The sequence below is a fragment of the Litorimonas haliclonae genome (assembly GCF_965138505.1).
Classification (GTDB): domain Bacteria; phylum Pseudomonadota; class Alphaproteobacteria; order Caulobacterales; family Maricaulaceae; genus Litorimonas; species Litorimonas haliclonae.
Window position 1 is genome coordinate 363,575 of the sequence record NZ_CBCSCO010000001.1, and the last position, 17,103, is coordinate 380,677.

A 17,103-nucleotide genomic window follows, 5' to 3' on the forward strand; every position below is an offset into this window, starting at 1 on the left:
TTGGGCCGCTTTTCGGCAAGAACGGGACTTTGCTCATGTCACTTTTTCACCCTTACTCAGTGAAGACTGCCTCACGCTACCTCGGGGGTGCGTGTAGTGCGGCAATCATTTTGGGGTGGGGTTCGCTCGCTTTTGCCCAGGTCACTATCGAAGACGACCTGACCGATCCCGTTGATACGGCCACAGCCGGCGCGGACGGTGGACCAAGTGATGTCACTATCACGTCAACAGGTAGCGTCACCGTCGAAGACGAAGGCCCGGCTGTCACCTTGAATTCGAATAATGACCTCATCAATGAGGGTGAAATCCAGATTTCCGACGTCAACGATGCAACAGCTGTTTCGCTTGAAGGCGGCGCGGATAGAAATTTCACGAATAGCGGTTCTATTACCCTCAACGAAGACTTCCCCGCGGAAGATACGAATGGCGACAATGTGGCCGACGGCCCACGCGCGCAAGGATCTGGCCGGACTGGTATATTGATTTCTGGGGCCTCCCCTTTCGAAGGCAACGTTACTCTTGAAGCCGGGTCAACTGTAACAGTCGAAGGCAATGATAGCTACGGCGTGAATATTACAGATAATATGATGACCGCCTCTCTGGACGGGAATTTGAGTAATGCAGGCCAGATATCTTTGATCGGCGACAACGGAGCCGGGGTCAATATCGCAGGCGACGTCACGGGCAACATCACGAATACTGGCTCTGTCTCGGCGCTCGGCGAAGGTTCAAACGCGTATAACATTAGCGGCGATGTCCAGGGTGGTTTTGTCAATTCCGGATCACTCGGATCCAATGGCTTCCGCCTGACGAGTCGTCCCGGTTTCCAGGGCAGTGACGGTATCGGCCGGGAAGACCTTACCGCTGACAACCTCCAAGATGCAGGCTCATCTGTGTCTGTTTCCGGCAATATCACAGGCGGCATGCACTTTGCAGTAGTTCAAGAACCCGTTTTGGATGAAGACGACAACGAAACCGGAGAGTTTCAAACGGTTCGGACGTCAAACGTTACTCATTTCGGCAGCGCCCCGGCCATCGTTATTGACGGGAACGGCGTCCCGATTTCTATCGGCCGCGTCAGCGCCGTCACAGACCCAACAGACGAAAACTTTGACGAGTCGCTTCAGTTCGCGTTTGTGAATGAAGGAAGCATCACCTCTCAGGGCTTATTTGACGATTTCGATGCCACTGTCCTGTCAATTCAGGATGCTGAGCTTGAAGGCGGATTAAGCAATAGTGGAACCCTGACCGTTTCTGCGTTTAGCGGCACAGGTTTACACACAGTTCCCGGCGTCTCGGCAGGTGACGGGTATGCTCGAGTCATTGTTTTAGGCGACGGGGCAATCGTTGAGCACATTAATAATACGGGCGTTGTTTCGGCAACGGCGTCGGAACCGGCGGATGAAATTTACGCCGATCAAGCAAACCCCATTACCAATACCATTAATTTGCGCGCCACCGCGATTGACATTTCCTCCGCTGCCACCACCGATTCCCTCTATAATAGAGGATCGATCACATCGGTTCTGGTCGGACGTTCCGGCGAAGCCTTCGCCATACGTGACGCCTCTGGGAGCCTATCAGAAATAACAAATGAAGGCTTGATTTCTGCCACAGGGCGAAATTCCGATACAACGGGAGTTGCTGAAACTAACTTTACCCTTGTCGCGCTGGATGCTTCTGCCAACACATCAGGATTTACCTATACACAGCAACTTCGTGAAGATGACGATCCGGATGACGATATTGATCCCGTTGAACCGCAAACTGTCGGGGATATCCGCCTCGGATCAGGCGATGACCTTATCGTCGCCTCAGCCGGTAGTATCACCGGCGACATTGATTTCGGCAGCGGGCAAGACACTCTAACCCTTTCCGGCGGCTCCACTTATACGGGCCTCATAGAATCAGCCGGAGAAGTGACATTAAATGTGTCCGAAGGCAGTACGCTGGCTCTGACAGAAGGGCAGCCTCTTTCGGTCGCAAATGCAAGTTTTGACGGAACATCTTCCTTTATCCCGACTTTGAACGGGGCAACAGGCAGCGCGTCCACTCTCAATGCGAGCGGGACAGTCAGCTTTGGCGAGGGCGCAACAATTTCGCCGCGCTTCAACACCATTACAAACAATGCCAGTCAAGACTTCACGATTGCCAATGCTGCGCTTCTGGACATTACCGAAGAAACTCTGAATTCCCTCAATAGCGGGATCGGGGAAAACCAACCTTTCCTATATAATTTTGATTATAGTCTGGATGGTAGCAATACCTTGATCGTGACGGTTGATCTTCGCGATCCGAATCTGTCCATCGAACAAGGTGGTTTGGGTCTGGATTCTGCACAAGCCGCCGCCTTCGCCCCTGCGCTTGAGGCTTTTACCGCCAATTCAGAGCTTGGAACGGCAATCGCCAATATTACGAACGGGACTGAATTTAATCAGGCCTTTAACCAGCTTCTGCCGGAATTCTCTGCAGCCGCGCGTGAATTTGTTCTCGCCAATGTGGACGGCGCGACAGGCGCTGTTGGCTCGCACCTCGACACGGCCAGACGCTCTCCGGAAAAACCCGGCGGCGCTTGGATTCAGGAATTTGCCTATTTTGCAGACCGGGATTTGGCCGGACTTTCCGAACAATATCGCGGCGAAGGATTTGGTTTTACCGGCGGACTTGATACCGCTTTTGGGCCTTTCCACGCCGTCGGGGTGAATTTCGGGTTTGCCAGCACAGAAATCGAAGATGTAGTCGGTCAGGATGAGCCGCTGGATGTCATCACCCTACAAACCGGCCTATACGCTGGGTATGCACAGGCGATGGGCAACGGCGAACTTGGCGTCGAGCTTTACGCAGGTGGCGGGTATAACAAATTCGAACAAGAGCGACGCGTTTTAATCAATAACTTCTTTGGCCGCGCGTCTGCCGATTATAGCGGTTATCACATTAATGGCTCGGCCCGTTTTGGTTACGATCTTCCTATATCTAGTAGATACTGGATGCGTCCGGCAGTCTCATTTGACTATCTGCGCCTCAGCGAAGACGGCTACACGGAAGACGGAACAGAAGGCGTGGCTCTTGACGTAGGCGCGCGAACGACAGACCGCGCGTCTGCCGCCGCAACCATGAATTTTGGCGCCGAATTCCAAGGCAAGCGTACATGGATCAGACCCTCTGTTCGATTTGGCTATCGTTACGCCTTCCTCAATGACCCGGCTCTGACAGAATTCGGATTTGCCGGTCTCAATGGACAGCGCACCACTCTGGACTCCTTTGGGTTCCCGGATAGCGGTTTCATTGTCGGGTTCTCTGTCGCCGCCGGATCGGAATATTCTTCCATCGGCTTTGATTTAGACAGTGATATCCGCGACGGATTTATCCGCCATACAGGCCGCGTGGTTGTCCGCCTGTTATTCTAAGACAGTTATCCGTGGAGCGTCTAAGTCATAGTCCCTATCTTTCGGGATTATGGGAACAACTTGGCGAGCCCACGGAAAGTCTCGAAGCTCTAACGTCTCTGACGCAGAGCGCCGCTTCTGCAGAAGACCTTCAAAACCTCAAAAACCGTTTCGCTCTTCGCTGGGCAATTGACAATTTTTCCGGCAACATCGATTTTGACGCGCTCGGTAAGTTTCAAAGCCGTTTTGCTGATGCAACCATAGAGGCGGCCCTTCGTCTTGCGTGGAAAGACACAGCCAAACGATTTAAATTGAAGTCAGAATATCCAAAAGGTTTATTTGTCTTGGGGCTTGGCAAGCTGGGCGGAGACGATCTCAACTTCTCCTCTGATATTGATCTCATCGGGTTTTACGATTCGGCCGTTCTGCCCGTCCCCGAAAATATGGGGCAAAACTTTGTCGTAAATCATTGCCTGAAAGGGCTGACGCAAATCCTGTTTCCGCGAAACGCTCCGCAGCATATCTGGCGCGTTGACTGGCGCCTTCGCCCGGAAAGCTCAGGAACAGGTCTGGCTCTCTCGACATCCAAAGCCGAAAAGTTTTATTTTTTCCGCGCCCTACCCTGGCACCGGCTTGCCTTGATGAAAGCCCGTATTGTCGCTGGCGACAAAGAGGTCGGAGACACCTTTATCGAAAGCCTAGCCCCGTTTATCTGGCGGCAAAATCTTGATTTCCGCGCTCTGGATGACCTTGCAGAACTTAAAACCCGCATTAACACCGAACATCCGGGATTGGCGCAGGAACGGCGCGCCGTCGCCCCGATTACCGAAGACGCGAGCGGATTTAATTTAAAACTGGGTGCAGGCGGCATACGCGAAATTGAATTCCTCGCCAATGCGAGGCAGCTTGTGTGGGGCGGGAAACAGGCTGAATTACAAACCACCAACACGCGCCAAGCCCTCCAAGAACTGGCCGCCTTGAACCATCTCAGCCAGAAAGAAGCCGATACCCTTTGCGCTCATTACGCGACTTTACGGCAAATAGAAAATGCGGTTCAGATGAGGCTCAATGAGCAAACACACAAAATCCCAAACTCGGAAGAAGATCAGGCAGCACTCCTGGCCTTATTGGATTACGCTAGTTTCTCCGACCTAAATGAAGAGATTTTCGACATCCGGTGTTTTGTAAATGAGCGCTTTAAAAAACTCTTCGAGGCTGAGACGACTTCCCCAACAACTCCGCTTGCAACATATCAAACCGAGTTAAGCACTGTCGGAAAGGGCATAGCGGAAAGCTGGTTAAGCGGATTTGACGATCATGGACTCCCGCAATCTCTTAAGGGCCGCTATCGAGGGCTCGGAAAACGACTCTTAAACCGAGTTATCCTGAGCATTGCCGATACAAATATGGCGTTGATACGCGTAGACGCCTTTTTGCGATCCATTTCCAGATCGGCTCAATATTTTGACCTTTTAGAACGGCATGAAGGTTTGTTGGATACGCTGATTACGCCTCTGCTTCACTCTCCGCATATGACGTCCATTTTGGAACAATCCCCGCATATTATTGATGTCTTCCTGACCCCTCGACAATCCCTCGAAGAGAACGCTCAAACAGTTCTGGCTGAACCAGATTACGGCCTACGTCTCGATCGTCTGAGGCGTTTTGTGAATGAGCATATCTTTGCCTATTATCACGGGTTTATGGAGAAATCAGATAGTCTGCAACAATTGCAGAAAAATCTGACCGCCCTGGCGCAGACGACACTGGAAACCTCCATTACCATTGTAAAAGACGAACTTGAGCTGGACCAAATAAATATGATGGTCTTGGGTCTTGGTAAAATGGGCACGTCTACCATGGCGCCGAAATCCGATCTGGATCTGGTCTTTATTTTTACCGACGAGACGGACAGTGAGCTAGCCTCCCAAGTTGTTCGGCGTCTTCGCACGACTTTGACCACACCGCTCAAAGAAGGCATTGCGTATGAGCTGGATATGCGCCTTCGGCCGTCCGGGCGGAGCGGACCTCCGGGCGTCAAATTCAGCAGTTTTGAAACCCACCACTTAACCCGCGCTCACACTTGGGAACATATTGCGCTGGCCCATGCGAGAGTCGTTGCCGGAAATGAGGCTTTGGGACGCGACGTCTCCGACCTCTGCCGCCGCATTCTGACCAAACCGAGAGACGAAACACAATTCCTACAAGACGCTCGGATAATGTGGCAGAGAATAGACGAGCAACGCATTATTGAAACGCCGCATGATCACTTCAACGCAAAGCTCCGCCCCGGCGGGTTGATGCAGGCCCAATATATCCAGGCCTGCCGAAAGGTGCTCGGCCAACCCAGCTACCCGCAATTAGAAGAAGCGATTAAATTCTGGCAGTATCAGCAAGTTTGGGAGAGACTACTCGGACTCAAATTAGAGTCTTTTGAAAGAGTGGCGGATCGGTTTAAAATTGGCGTCTTTAAAGAGAAAGGTGAAAGCCTCAGCCCAATTGAATATGCGGATCGAAGTGAAGTTCACGCCGCTTCAGTCCTGCGCGCCATGGACGATTTATTTAACGGCATTCCGCCACCGAAAAATGACGATAGCCAAGCTGTGCTGTGGCAATCGACTTAATACACAAACCATTTGCAAAAGCGCTTGCCAGACGGGCCAGAGACTCCATAGTAAGCCTGATTCACCGAATGTTCTGACAGAAATCTCTGACTAAAATTTATGAGCGACTCCAAAGACGAACCCCTATTTGGCGGCAAACAAGACGCCTCCAGTAAAAATTACTCCGCGAAAGACATTCAGGTCTTGGAGGGGTTGGAACCTGTGCGCTTGCGGCCCGGCATGTATATTGGCGGCACGGATGACCGGGCGCTGCATCACCTCTTTGCCGAAGTCATTGATAACTCCATGGACGAAGCTGTCGCTGGCCACGCCACCCGAATAGAGGTCGAACTCGAAGCTGATGGCTATCTGTCTATTTCCGATAATGGGCGCGGCATCCCCGTCGACCCTCACCCGAAATATCCTAAGAAGTCGGCTCTCGAAGTTATCATGACCGAGCTGCATTCAGGCGGGAAATTCTCTTCCAAAGCTTATGAGACCTCCGGCGGCCTTCACGGCGTCGGCGTGTCTGTTGTCAATGCCTTGTCCGATCATATGGAAGTGGAAGTTGCGAGAGACAAACAGCTTTACCGCATGACGTTCCGGCGCGGTAAACCCGACGGCAAGATAGAAAAACTTGGCGCTATAAATAACCGCCGCGGCACGAAAGTCCGTTTTCATCCTGACCCCGAGATCTTTGGCCCCAAAGCCCAGTTTAAAGCCCCTCGTCTCTTCCGGATGGCACGAGCAAAAGCCTATCTAGAGCCCGGGGTCGAAATCCGCTGGAAATGCGCCGAAGAACTGGTCAAACAAACAGACGACATCGAAGCCGAAGCCGTGTTTCACTTCCCCGGCGGTCTGGCAGACTTCTTGACGGAGACCATCGGCAGTAAAGCGACGATTACGTCAGAACTTTTTGCCGGGCGCTCTAAAAAGGTCGGCGGGCATGGACGTGTCGAATGGGCGATTACCTGGAGTCCCGAAGGCTTCGGCGAAGCCGACAGCTTTATCCGCTCCTACTGTAACACGGTCCCCACACCGGAAGGCGGCACTCATGTGGCGGGTCTTCGCGCCGCTATTACCAAAGGCCTCCGCGCCTATGCCGATATTGCGGGCATGGGCAAAAAGTTTAGCCATGTGCAGCCGGATGACGTCATGTTCGGCGCCGGGGCGCTCGTCTCTGTCTTTATTTCCGATCCTGATTTCGTCGGCCAGACAAAAGATAGACTCTCTAGTTCAGAGGCCACCAAACTCGTCGAGAGCGCCGTGCGCGACCCGTTTGACCATTGGCTGGCCAATTCGCCCAAAGACGCCAACTCTCTTATTGAATGGGCGATTGAGCGCGCGGATGAGCGCGTCAAACGGCGTAAGGCCCGCGACGTCAAACGCAAATCCGCCACGAAAAAACTTCGCCTCCCCGGCAAGCTCGCAGATTGCTCGAACAAAGGCGCGGACGATACCGAAATTTTCATTGTCGAGGGCGACTCTGCGGGCGGTTCAGCCAAACAGGCGCGCAACCGCAAGACACAAGCCATTCTACCGCTAAAGGGTAAAATCCTGAATGTCGAATCGGCAACGATGGATAAAATTCAGCGCAATGCAGAAATCACCGACCTCTGCGTCGCGCTCGGCGTTGGGCTTGGGAAGAAATTCGACACGGATGATTTGCGCTATGAACGCGTTGTTATCATGACCGATGCGGATGTGGACGGCGCGCATATTGCGGCGCTCCTCATCACCTTTTTCTATCGCTATACGCCTGGCCTGATTGAGGAAGGCCGTTTGTTTATGGCGATGCCGCCCCTTTATAAAATGACTGCCGGCGGAACGACTGTTTACGCCATTGACGACGCCGACCGCGAAGAACTGATGCGCACTGTTTTCAAAGGCAAAAGCAAAGTCGATATCGGACGGTTTAAAGGCCTCGGCGAGATGAACCCAAATCAGCTAAAGTCCACCACAATGGACCCAAGCACCCGCACCCTCGCCCGCATCACCATCGATCCAAGCGCCCTACCCACAACAGAAGCCCTCGTGGAGACGCTCATGGGCAAACGCGCCGATTTACGATTCCAATATATTCAGGATCACGCCCAGTTTATTGAGGACGTGGATGTTTAGGCGAAAGATTATTTGAGAAGTTAGACGCTTGCGAGCATCTACTTAGCTTAGAGTAAACCTCGAAAATGATAATCATATGGATAATCTAATAATTGAACTTTACGCTAATTACAGAAAGATCCTGATAGCTTCTACTTAAACGAAGAAATCTGGCTCGAGCTAGCAAAACAAGAGAATACTTCGGTTACTCAAGTCTTCGATTTATTTTTTTCTCGTCTCGCTTATTTATATAGCACGGGGTGTATAGATTATTACTTTAGCGACATTATAGCTAATGAAGCGTTTTCTCATTGGGTAATTTCCTTTGATGAAAATCACAAGAATACTGGCTTCCCTCCAAAATTTTGGCAAGTGTACTTAGCTTTTGATGATGGCGAGTATCATCGTAAAGACGACGAATCAGATGACCCTGTAGTTGAGCATACAAACCCGCAAATTTTCGATTTTTTGAAAGAACACAATATCAAAAATTAAAGTTCGCCTAGGAATAATTCCCCTCTTAACGCCGCAGGCTGCCTTCCATCGCGCTCTCAGGCACCTGACACTCGATCACCCAAACATCATAGACACGGTGGTCCAGCGCGCTGACGGCGGGTTTAGAGGCGTACATCCAACCGGAGAAAATCATGTTTTCGTCGTCGTCCTCGCTTGAGGCCTCGACGACATCGCCTTCGCCGTTTAGTCGGACGTCAGTAATTTGAAGAAAGGCATAGGTTTCCGGGATTTCCGTTGGGGGTCTTTTCTCGCAATGACGCGCCGTAATTGAGAGACTGCCGTAATCTAGCGTGTCCCCAATTTTGACGGTGTAATCCTTCGTCGTGGCGGTGACTTTATCGAGTGTGCGCAGCACGACCGCCGTGCCGACCAAATTCTTGTCTTCTTCGTCTTTTCTGTCGGTTTGAGAGGCAGCGGACACAGCTGTCAGCGTGCCCAGCGCGACCGCCAGACAGAGGGCGAAACCGCGCCGCAGTTGTTTCAAACCGTCGAGATTAGGCATCCGGAGACCAAGCCTCGTAATCCGCAGCGACCTTTTGGCGGTCTCCGCCCCGGTCCAAGCTGCCTTTAGGCTTATAGGCGTGAAGGGTCCCCGTCATATTCGGGATATGCTCTTTTTCCCACGCATGACCTTTATAGCCATCATCCGTCGGAGGCAGTTCGCTTGTATGAGTGAGCCAGCCTTGCCATGCGGCCGGAATACGGGACGCATCCGCATAGCCAGTATAGGTCACCCAGCGACGTTTACGCCCATCATAGGTCTCTTCTTTCTCTTCAAAATAGGTATTACCGAAATCGTCTTTGCCGATTTCCGCGCCGCGGCGGCCTATCATAAGGTTCGTCCCGAAAGTCGATCCGTTCCACCAGGTAAAAATACGTTTTAGGAAAGACATTTGCCCTGCTCTGTTAGTCGTTGCGACGCGGTTGCGTTTGAAGGCGTTATGCCCCTACGCAGCGCCAAGGTAAAGCCGAGATGTGACAGAATTAGGGCCATCTTACTGTGAAACAGGGGCGCGCCAACTGTGATTTGAATATCACAACCCGTAAAAAACTACAGCACCTTACGACTTATTTACTCTACCCGCGTTCTTGCGGGCCTTATACATACGGGTGATGACATATATACCGCATACCTTGATGGGCTCTGCCCTTCTGCTCACTGTCTTTGCTGTGCCCGCACAGGCACAAATTCGGGTGGATGCCCGAATGCACGCCTCGTCGGGGTCCTGCGCCCAATGTGACCTTTCCAATAAGCGTATGAATGGCGTGAAGCTCAAGAATGCTGATTTTACCGGGTCTATTTTTAATAACTCCAACCTGTCCGGGGGACAGTTTGACGGGTCGAACCTGACCGGCGCGCATTTCAAAAAGGCTCTCCTCTACCGTATTGAGGGACAAAAAGTAATGATGGACGACGCTGTCCTGGAAGACGCCACCCTGACCGAGGCGCATGTCACCGATTCTGTTCTGCGCAAAGCCAATTTGCGCCGGGCAGATCTATCGCGCGGAAAATTTCAGCATAATGATTTCAGCGGCGCAAACCTTGAGAGCGTCAAAGCGCCGGACGTCAATTTTGAAGGCTCTAATTTCGAAGGCGCGCAGCTCAATCATATGAATTTGGAAAAGGCGATCTTGGACGGCTCTACTCTAAAAGGCGCAACATTCGGTTACGCCTACATGACAGAAGCTTCTTTAAAAGGCGCTAATCTGTCCGACGCCAAAATGTCTAACGTTCAAGGCCTAAATCAAGCTCAGCTCGACGCGGCCTGCGGGAATGCGAAAACAGAGCTGCCCAAACAGCTTTCGGTCCCTTATTGTGAAGGAACATTGGAGAAAGTAGCCGATCACTCCCACGACAGAATGGACCCTGACCTTATTCAGGCGGCCGTGCGGTTAGATCGCGCGATAAAAGACGTGGAGTTCATTCTCGACGCGACTCCAAAAGAAAATCGCCCAATGCGGAAAAAATTGGAAAGCATCCATGCGGATCTAACCAATTCCAAACGCGTTATTGAGCGATAAGGCTTATCAGCCCCTCCCCCTACAAAAACCCCCGCGAATGCGGGGCTCTCTGAGATCTTATTTCTGCTCGACCACGGGGACGAGTTTTAAATTCAACTCTTTTAACTGAGCCGGATCGGCCTCGCCTGGTGCATTCATCATCAGATCTTGCGCTTGTCCGTTCATCGGGAAAAGAATGACGTCGCGGATTGTGTTTACCCCCGCCAGCAACATCACAATACGGTCAACGCCCGGCGCAATACCGCCATGGGGCGGCGCGCCATATTTAAACGCATTGATCATACCGGCGAATTTATCTTCAACCACTTCGGGGCCATATCCGGCCATCTCGAACGCCTTATACATGATTTCAGGTTTGTGGTTCCGGATCGCGCCGGAGGATAGCTCAACGCCGTTACAGACGATATCATATTGATAGGCCAGAATATCGAGCTGCTTTTCAACCGTATCGGCGGCTTCCAGCACCTCCATCCCGCCTTGCGGCATAGAGAACGGGTTGTGAGAGAAATCGACTTTTTTATTGTCTTCGTCCCATTCGAACATGGGGAAATCGACAATCCAACAGAATTTAAATCCGGCCTTTTCGTCAATCAGGTCGAGGTCAGCCGCGACCTTATTCCGGGCCGCACCGGCGAGCTTATAGGCGTCGCTTTTCTTGCCGGCTGAGAAGAAGATACCGTCGCCCGCGCCGAGCCCCATTTTCTCAAGCAGGGCTTTCAAATGGTCAGGCTCGAAATTTTTAAGCACTGGGTCTTGAGAGTCGACGCCGCCGCTTTCCGCCTCTTTCAAGCGGGCATAGCCGAGGCCCGGCGCCTGCATTTCTTTCTTTGCCCATTTATCGAGATTGTCGAAGAATTTGCGAGACTGGTTCGCTGCCGCTTGCGGCGCCGGAATAGCAATAACTTTGCCGCCGCCCTTAGTGATCTTAGCAAAGATACCAAATCCGGTCTTAGCCTCGTCCGTGAAAAATTCTGACACATCGGTCAGCTCGAACGGAATACGCAGGTCGGGTTTGTCAGAGCCGTATTTCTCCATGGATTCCTTATAGGGAATACGCGGGAACGGCGTCTGGACTTCGCGGCCATCGGCAAACTCTTCAAACACACCTGCCATAACCGGCTCAATCGCATTGAAGACGTCTTCTTGGGTCACAAAACTCATTTCGACATCGAGCTGGTAAAACTCGCCGGGAGAGCGGTCCGCGCGGGCGTCTTCGTCGCGGAAACATGGCGCAATCTGGAAATAACGGTCAAATCCCGCCACCATCAAAAGCTGTTTAAATTGCTGCGGCGCTTGTGGAAGCGCGTAAAATTTTCCGGGGTTTAAGCGGGACGGCACAAGAAAGTCGCGCGCGCCTTCGGGCGAGCTAGCCGTCAGAATCGGTGTTTGAAACTCGGTAAAGCCTTGATCAATCATGCGGCGGCGCAGCGAATTGATGACCTGACCCCGCAAGATAATATTCTTATGCAATGTCTCGCGGCGCAGATCCAGATAACGGTGCTTCAAACGGATGTCTTCGGGATATTCCTGCTCGCCGAAAACCGGCAAAGGCAGTGACTCGGCTTGGCTCTCGATGTGGAATGTCTCGGCGCGAAGCTCGACATCGCCCGTTGGGATTTCGGAGTTTACCGCCTCTTTATCACGGGCCAGAACTTCACCTGTGACGGTAATAACGGATTCGGACGGGCAACGTTTCGCCGCCTCGTAAAATTCGACGTTCGGATAAATAACAACTTGGGTCAGTCCGTAATGGTCCCGCAAGTCAATGAACAGGGCATTGGCGTGTTCGCGTTTCCGGTGAACCCACCCGGAGAGTTTCGCGGTTTCGCCGACATGGGATTGGCGTAATTCACCACAAGTATGGCTACGGAAAGCATGCATTTCAGACTCCTCAGCCCGTGATCTGGGCTCTTAAGGCGCGAGACGGAGAAACGGTCCGCCGCGCCGGGTTAATGTGTGCGGGGACATCGGGAAAATTGGCCGAAAAGTCAAGTGTTGGCATGCTTTCTCGCCGGACCTCACCAGCCAGATATTTTCGCGGGTGGAGGTCACCTTACAAGGGTTTAAGGGAACATGAATGAGACAAAGCCGTATGAAAAATATGGGAAAGCATCCCCACTGAATAAATTTTTTAAAGCAAAGAGGATAGCTATGTTAAAACGAATTCTACTCTCCGCCGCTCTTGTTGGATCGACAGCCGCCGCAGTCCCAACACTCGCCGCAGCTCAGTTCACTGGCCCCGGGGCAACAGAAACCCTCTCCACCGTCTCCGCTGTGAAAAACGCATATGACGACGCTTATGTAGAGCTGGACGGGTATATTGTGAACAAGGTTCGCGATGAGGAATATATGTTCCGCGACGATTCCGGCGAGATCATGATTGAAATCGACGATGAGGACTTTCGCGGCCAAGCCGTGACCCCTAAAACCGAGGTGACAATTAAAGGTGAAGTCGACAAAGACTGGAATGACGTAAAAATTGACGTCGATAGGATTGAGCTTAAATCTGCAGCGGACGTGAACGCACCTGATTCTCTCATCACAAACTAAGCTAAGGATGGGAGCGTATCTACTCCCTCTAACGATAGCCTCGCCTTCTCGGCGGGGTTTTTCTGTTTACGTATCATATAATTCGGAGCAAGCTGATTACGCCAATTGTCCGGAGCAATTAAATTCATGAACCGTAATCACCTCATCAATTTTCTTCGAAGCTTGGCGCTCACGACGACTTTAGCCAGTTGTGCAACCTACAACCCTCAAACAGAGAATGCCTCCATTTCCGAAGTCGAAACTTGGGACTCTGTGAGCATCAGTCTCAGCCGAAGCTTATGTTTTGGCGCGTGCCCCTCTTATTTTGTCGAAATTGAAGGCGATGGAACGGTCAATTATTGTGGCCGGAATTTCGTGAAAGAAATTGGCAAGAGAGAAGACAGCCTGCCTCAGACAGACGTTCAAACCTTGTTCAACCGTTTTAAAGAAGCCGATTTTGAAGCGCTTGATGACAAATACAAAGCTCCTGTTACCGACCTTCCAACCTACACGCTCCGGCTAGCTTACGATGACACAGTTAAAACTGTAATCGATTACGGAGGTGAAATGATTGACATGCCGGCCGTGGTGACAAAGTTGCAACAGGCCGTGGATGAGACGGCCACCACAAAGAAATGGGTTGGTGACTTCAGCCAAAGACGGCGAACAGATAATTCAGCGGAATGTGACGCGGCGTTTGAACCCCATAAATCAGTCCCGTAGAACGCATTTAGAAGCACAGTCTATAGTTTCGAGTCCGCATACTCCTCCATTTCACTAGGGACTGAACTTTTCTTAAAAAGATTCTAAATTATGCAGAAGATATTTTTGGCCTTAACAGGAATTGTGCTCGCTACGGGATGTAGCGGCGCCGAGCAAAATAGAATTCAGGAAGCCATTTCCACAGACTCGATAAATATTACATCCGCTGGATCCTGCTACTACAAAATTGATGGGGTTAGACAAGAAGACTTTAAAGTGGATTTGTGAACTTCAGAAAGACAAATTGGCACGAGGCGGATTTCCGGCAGCCTGATAACAAAACAGAATATGGAATGGAAAAGGGGTATTATGACCCCAAACCGGGCTCATGTTATTATCAGGTCGCTTTCATGGAAGCTGTAACGGGTGATCCGGTCGACCGCTCTAAAAGGTCGGCCGTCACAAGCGATCTCAATAGCGATGTGATTAAATCCACCTATATGGATCGCTCAATGCCTGGAAGGCTTCATGTCCAATCCTCCGAGCCTTGCGACGAGAGACACTCAGATTTAATTAAGGCCGTGGAGGCCTTGCCGAACGCATATAAGTCGATGCACGACACCGAAATTCGTATCGTCCAATTCGCCAAATCACTCGAAGCGAAATTTAATGCGGGTCAGAATTAGTAGTCTAGCCGATTTAAATTTCGTTAGCCTCATAGGCTCAAAACAATTTAGTAAACTAGCATAAAAAAACCCGCCTTGCGGCGGGCTCTTTTGTATCCATCCGAGGCGTTACCGACCCAGCGCTTCATTGAAATAAATCCGGATTGATTTCGCGCATTACGCGTCCTCTTTCGGGTTACCTTCCGGAGACGGCAGGCCCTTTGATTTATCGGGGCCGGACAGGCCCTGCTTGGCAGGCGGGACAATCTTGAAGGTAAGTTTCTCCTTTTTCTTGTCGACGCCGACCTTTACCAGGCCGCCTGACTTTAGCTTGCCGAACAAGATCTCATCCGCGAGCGGTTTTTTGATATGTTCCTGTATGGTGCGGGCCAGAGGACGGGCGCCGTAGCGCTTGTCATAGCCCTCATTGGCAAGCCAGAGATTGGCCGCTTTGGACAGGTCAAATTCGATTTTCCGGTCGGCAAGTTGTGCCTCAAGCTGAATAACGAATTTGTCCACGACCTTGGCAATATCTTCGGGCGTAAGCGCCGCGAAGGACACCACAGCGTCTAGGCGATTGCGGAATTCCGGCGTGAAACGGCGTTTGATCGCCTCTTCCTGCTCGTCATCCTTCAGGCCGCGTCCAAAGCCAATTTCAGCTTTCGCCGCATCCGCCGCACCCGCATTTGTCGTCATAATGACGATCACATTGCGGAAATCGACCTTGCGTCCATTGGTATCTGTCAGGAAGCCATTATCCATTACCTGCAACAGGATATTGTAGATATCCGGATGGGCTTTCTCGATCTCATCGAGCAGCAAAATGCTGTGCGGATTCTGGTTTACGGCATCGGTCAGAAGTCCGCCCTGATCATATCCGACATAGCCGGGAGGCGCTCCAATGAGGCGCGACACGGTATGCCGCTCCATATATTCGGACATGTCAAAGCGCAGCAGTTCCAGACCCTGCGTCATGGCAAGCTGTTTCGCGACTTCGGTTTTCCCGACGCCTGTTGGTCCAGCGAATAGATAAGCGCCAATCGGCTTGTCCGGTTCACGCAGTCCAGCGCGCGCGAGTTTGACCGCAGAGGTGACCTGCTCGATCGCTTTATCCTGACCAAAGACCATACGCTTTAGATCCATGGAGAGGGATTTGAGCGCTTTTTCGTCATCACGCGAAATCGATTTCGGCGGAATGCGGGCAATCTTGGCAATGACAGATTCGATTTCTTTTATATCGATCTTTTTCTTGCGCTTGGCCTCATCCACCAGACGCGTCCGCGCGCCGGCCTCGTCGATAATATCGATCGCCTTATCCGGCAATTTCCGGTCCGTAATATGACGCACAGAGAGATCCACCGCACCTTGAAGGGCGGCAGCGGTATATTTCACATTATGAAATTCCTCGAAATAGGATTTCAGCCCCTGAAGGATTTTCACGGCGTCTTCGGCGGTCGGCTCGGACACATCGATTTTAAGGAAACGGCGAGACAACGCCCGGTCTTTCTCGAAATGCTGACGATATTCCTTATAAGTCGTTGATCCCATGCAGCGCAGTTTTCCGCTTTGCAGAGCCGGCTTGAGCAGGTTGGAGGCGTCCATCGCCCCGCCGCTCGTCGCGCCCGCGCCGATAATGGTGTGAATTTCGTCGATGAACAGTACCGCGCCGGGGGTATCCTGCAACTTGTTCACCACCGCTTTCAGGCGTTCCTCGAAATCGCCGCGATAGCGCGTCCCGGCTAAAAGCGACCCCATATCGAGCGAGTAAATCGTGGCGTCCAAAAGGACATCCGGCACTTCTTCATTGACGATGCGGCGCGCAATACCCTCAGCGATGGCCGTTTTACCAACGCCGGGATCCCCCACGAGGAGCGGGTTGTTCTTGCGGCGGCGGGACAGCACCATAATGCAGCGTTCCACCTCTTCATCGCGGCCGATGAGCGGGTCAATATTGCCCTCTTTCGCCTTGGCATTGAGGTTGACCGTATATTCCTGCAACGGATCTTTCTGCTTGGCGTCCTCGCCGTCCATCTCTTGTCCGGCGCCCAAAATCGGCTTGGACACATTCGCGTCGCCGTTTTTGGAAATGCCGTGACTGATATAATTTACCGCATCATAGCGCGTCATATCCCGCTCTTGCAGGAAATAGACTGCGTGGGATTCGCGTTCCGCAAAAAGAGCGACCAAGGCATTGGCGCCCGTGACTTCTTCGCGGCCCGAAGATTGCACATGTATGACGGCGCGCTGAATCACCCGGTGGAATCCGGCTGTTGGGCGCGCTTCCTCGAAATCGTCCACGACGAGCGAGGCAAGATCTTCATCGAGATATTTTGCGACATCGGCCCGAAGCGGTTCGATATCAACGTCGCACGCTTTGATGACGGCGGCGGCGTCTTTGTCATCCAACAACGCAAGCAGCAAATGCTCAAGCGTGGCCAGCTCGTGTTTACGATCCGTGGCCAGCGTCAAGGCGCGGTGAATGGTGTCTTCCAAGACTGGAGAAAATGAAGCCATTTAATTTTCCTTCCTTCTGATAACCAGATTTGGGGAGGGTCAATCCGAAATCAAGGCATGTATATG

General features: G+C 51.9%; 11 protein-coding genes. 7 read left to right on the forward strand and 4 right to left on the reverse strand.

The features are described 5' to 3' along the window. Window positions 1-35: 35 nt before the first annotated feature. The 3 genes from ACNA05_RS01605 (at window position 36) to parE (ending at window position 8,110) form a co-directional block, all read left to right on the forward strand. Window positions 36-3,407, forward strand: a complete 3,372-nt coding sequence (locus ACNA05_RS01605) for an autotransporter domain-containing protein (protein ID WP_415809624.1) — start codon at window positions 36-38, stop codon at window positions 3,405-3,407. 11 nt (window positions 3,408-3,418) lie between these two features. Continuing rightward, window positions 3,419-6,010 (forward strand): [protein-PII] uridylyltransferase family protein, encoded by a 2,592-nt coding sequence (locus ACNA05_RS01610; RefSeq protein ID WP_415809625.1) that lies wholly within the window; start codon window positions 3,419-3,421, stop codon window positions 6,008-6,010. A 99-nt stretch (window positions 6,011-6,109) separates the two neighbouring features. Beyond that, window positions 6,110-8,110, forward strand: coding sequence for a DNA topoisomerase IV subunit B (parE, locus tag ACNA05_RS01615; RefSeq protein WP_415809626.1), 2,001 nt, complete (start codon window positions 6,110-6,112; stop codon window positions 8,108-8,110). A gap of 499 nt (window positions 8,111-8,609) precedes the next feature. Here parE and ACNA05_RS01620 read toward each other — a convergent pair whose 3' ends face one another. Both ACNA05_RS01620 and ACNA05_RS01625 read right to left on the reverse strand, forming a co-directional pair. Continuing rightward, entirely contained in the window at window positions 8,610-9,107 is a 498-nt protein-coding gene (locus ACNA05_RS01620; protein WP_415809627.1) for a DUF2155 domain-containing protein, read from the reverse strand. Next, window positions 9,100-9,498 carry an NADH:ubiquinone oxidoreductase subunit NDUFA12 gene (locus ACNA05_RS01625; protein ID WP_415809628.1) on the reverse strand — a complete coding sequence of 133 codons (399 nt, stop codon included), beginning with the start codon at window positions 9,496-9,498 and terminating at the stop codon, window positions 9,100-9,102. Before ACNA05_RS01625 ends, ACNA05_RS01620 begins: the two co-directional genes overlap by 8 nt. Window positions 9,499-9,718: 220 nt before the next feature. Here ACNA05_RS01625 and ACNA05_RS01630 point away from each other — a divergent pair, with 220 nt between their 5' ends. Next, window positions 9,719-10,627, forward strand: a complete 909-nt coding sequence (locus ACNA05_RS01630; protein WP_415809629.1) for a pentapeptide repeat-containing protein — start codon at window positions 9,719-9,721, stop codon at window positions 10,625-10,627. A 57-nt stretch (window positions 10,628-10,684) separates the two neighbouring features. On the opposite strand, the gene aspS is transcribed toward ACNA05_RS01630, so the two are convergent. Next, window positions 10,685-12,508: an aspartate--tRNA ligase gene (aspS, locus tag ACNA05_RS01635; protein ID WP_415809630.1), complete on the reverse strand. Its 1,824-nt coding sequence runs from the start codon at window positions 12,506-12,508 to the stop codon at window positions 10,685-10,687. Window positions 12,509-12,778: 270 nt separating this feature from the next. Between aspS and ACNA05_RS01640 the strand changes: the two genes are divergently transcribed. The 3 genes from ACNA05_RS01640 (at window position 12,779) to ACNA05_RS01650 (ending at window position 14,544) form a co-directional block, all read left to right on the forward strand. After that, window positions 12,779-13,177 (forward strand): YgiW/YdeI family stress tolerance OB fold protein, encoded by a 399-nt coding sequence (locus ACNA05_RS01640; RefSeq protein ID WP_415809631.1) that lies wholly within the window; start codon window positions 12,779-12,781, stop codon window positions 13,175-13,177. A 126-nt stretch (window positions 13,178-13,303) separates the two neighbouring features. Then, window positions 13,304-13,879, forward strand: a complete 576-nt coding sequence (locus ACNA05_RS01645; RefSeq protein ID WP_415809632.1) for a DUF6438 domain-containing protein — start codon at window positions 13,304-13,306, stop codon at window positions 13,877-13,879. Window positions 13,880-14,142: 263 nt separating this feature from the next. Beyond that, entirely contained in the window at window positions 14,143-14,544 is a 402-nt protein-coding gene (locus tag ACNA05_RS01650; RefSeq protein WP_415809633.1) for a hypothetical protein, read from the forward strand. A gap of 156 nt (window positions 14,545-14,700) precedes the next feature. Here the strand turns inward: ACNA05_RS01650 and clpA are convergent, their stop codons facing one another. Continuing rightward, window positions 14,701-17,037 (reverse strand): ATP-dependent Clp protease ATP-binding subunit ClpA, encoded by a 2,337-nt coding sequence (gene clpA, locus ACNA05_RS01655; RefSeq protein ID WP_415809634.1) that lies wholly within the window; start codon window positions 17,035-17,037, stop codon window positions 14,701-14,703. Between the last annotated feature and the right edge of the window lie 66 nt (window positions 17,038-17,103).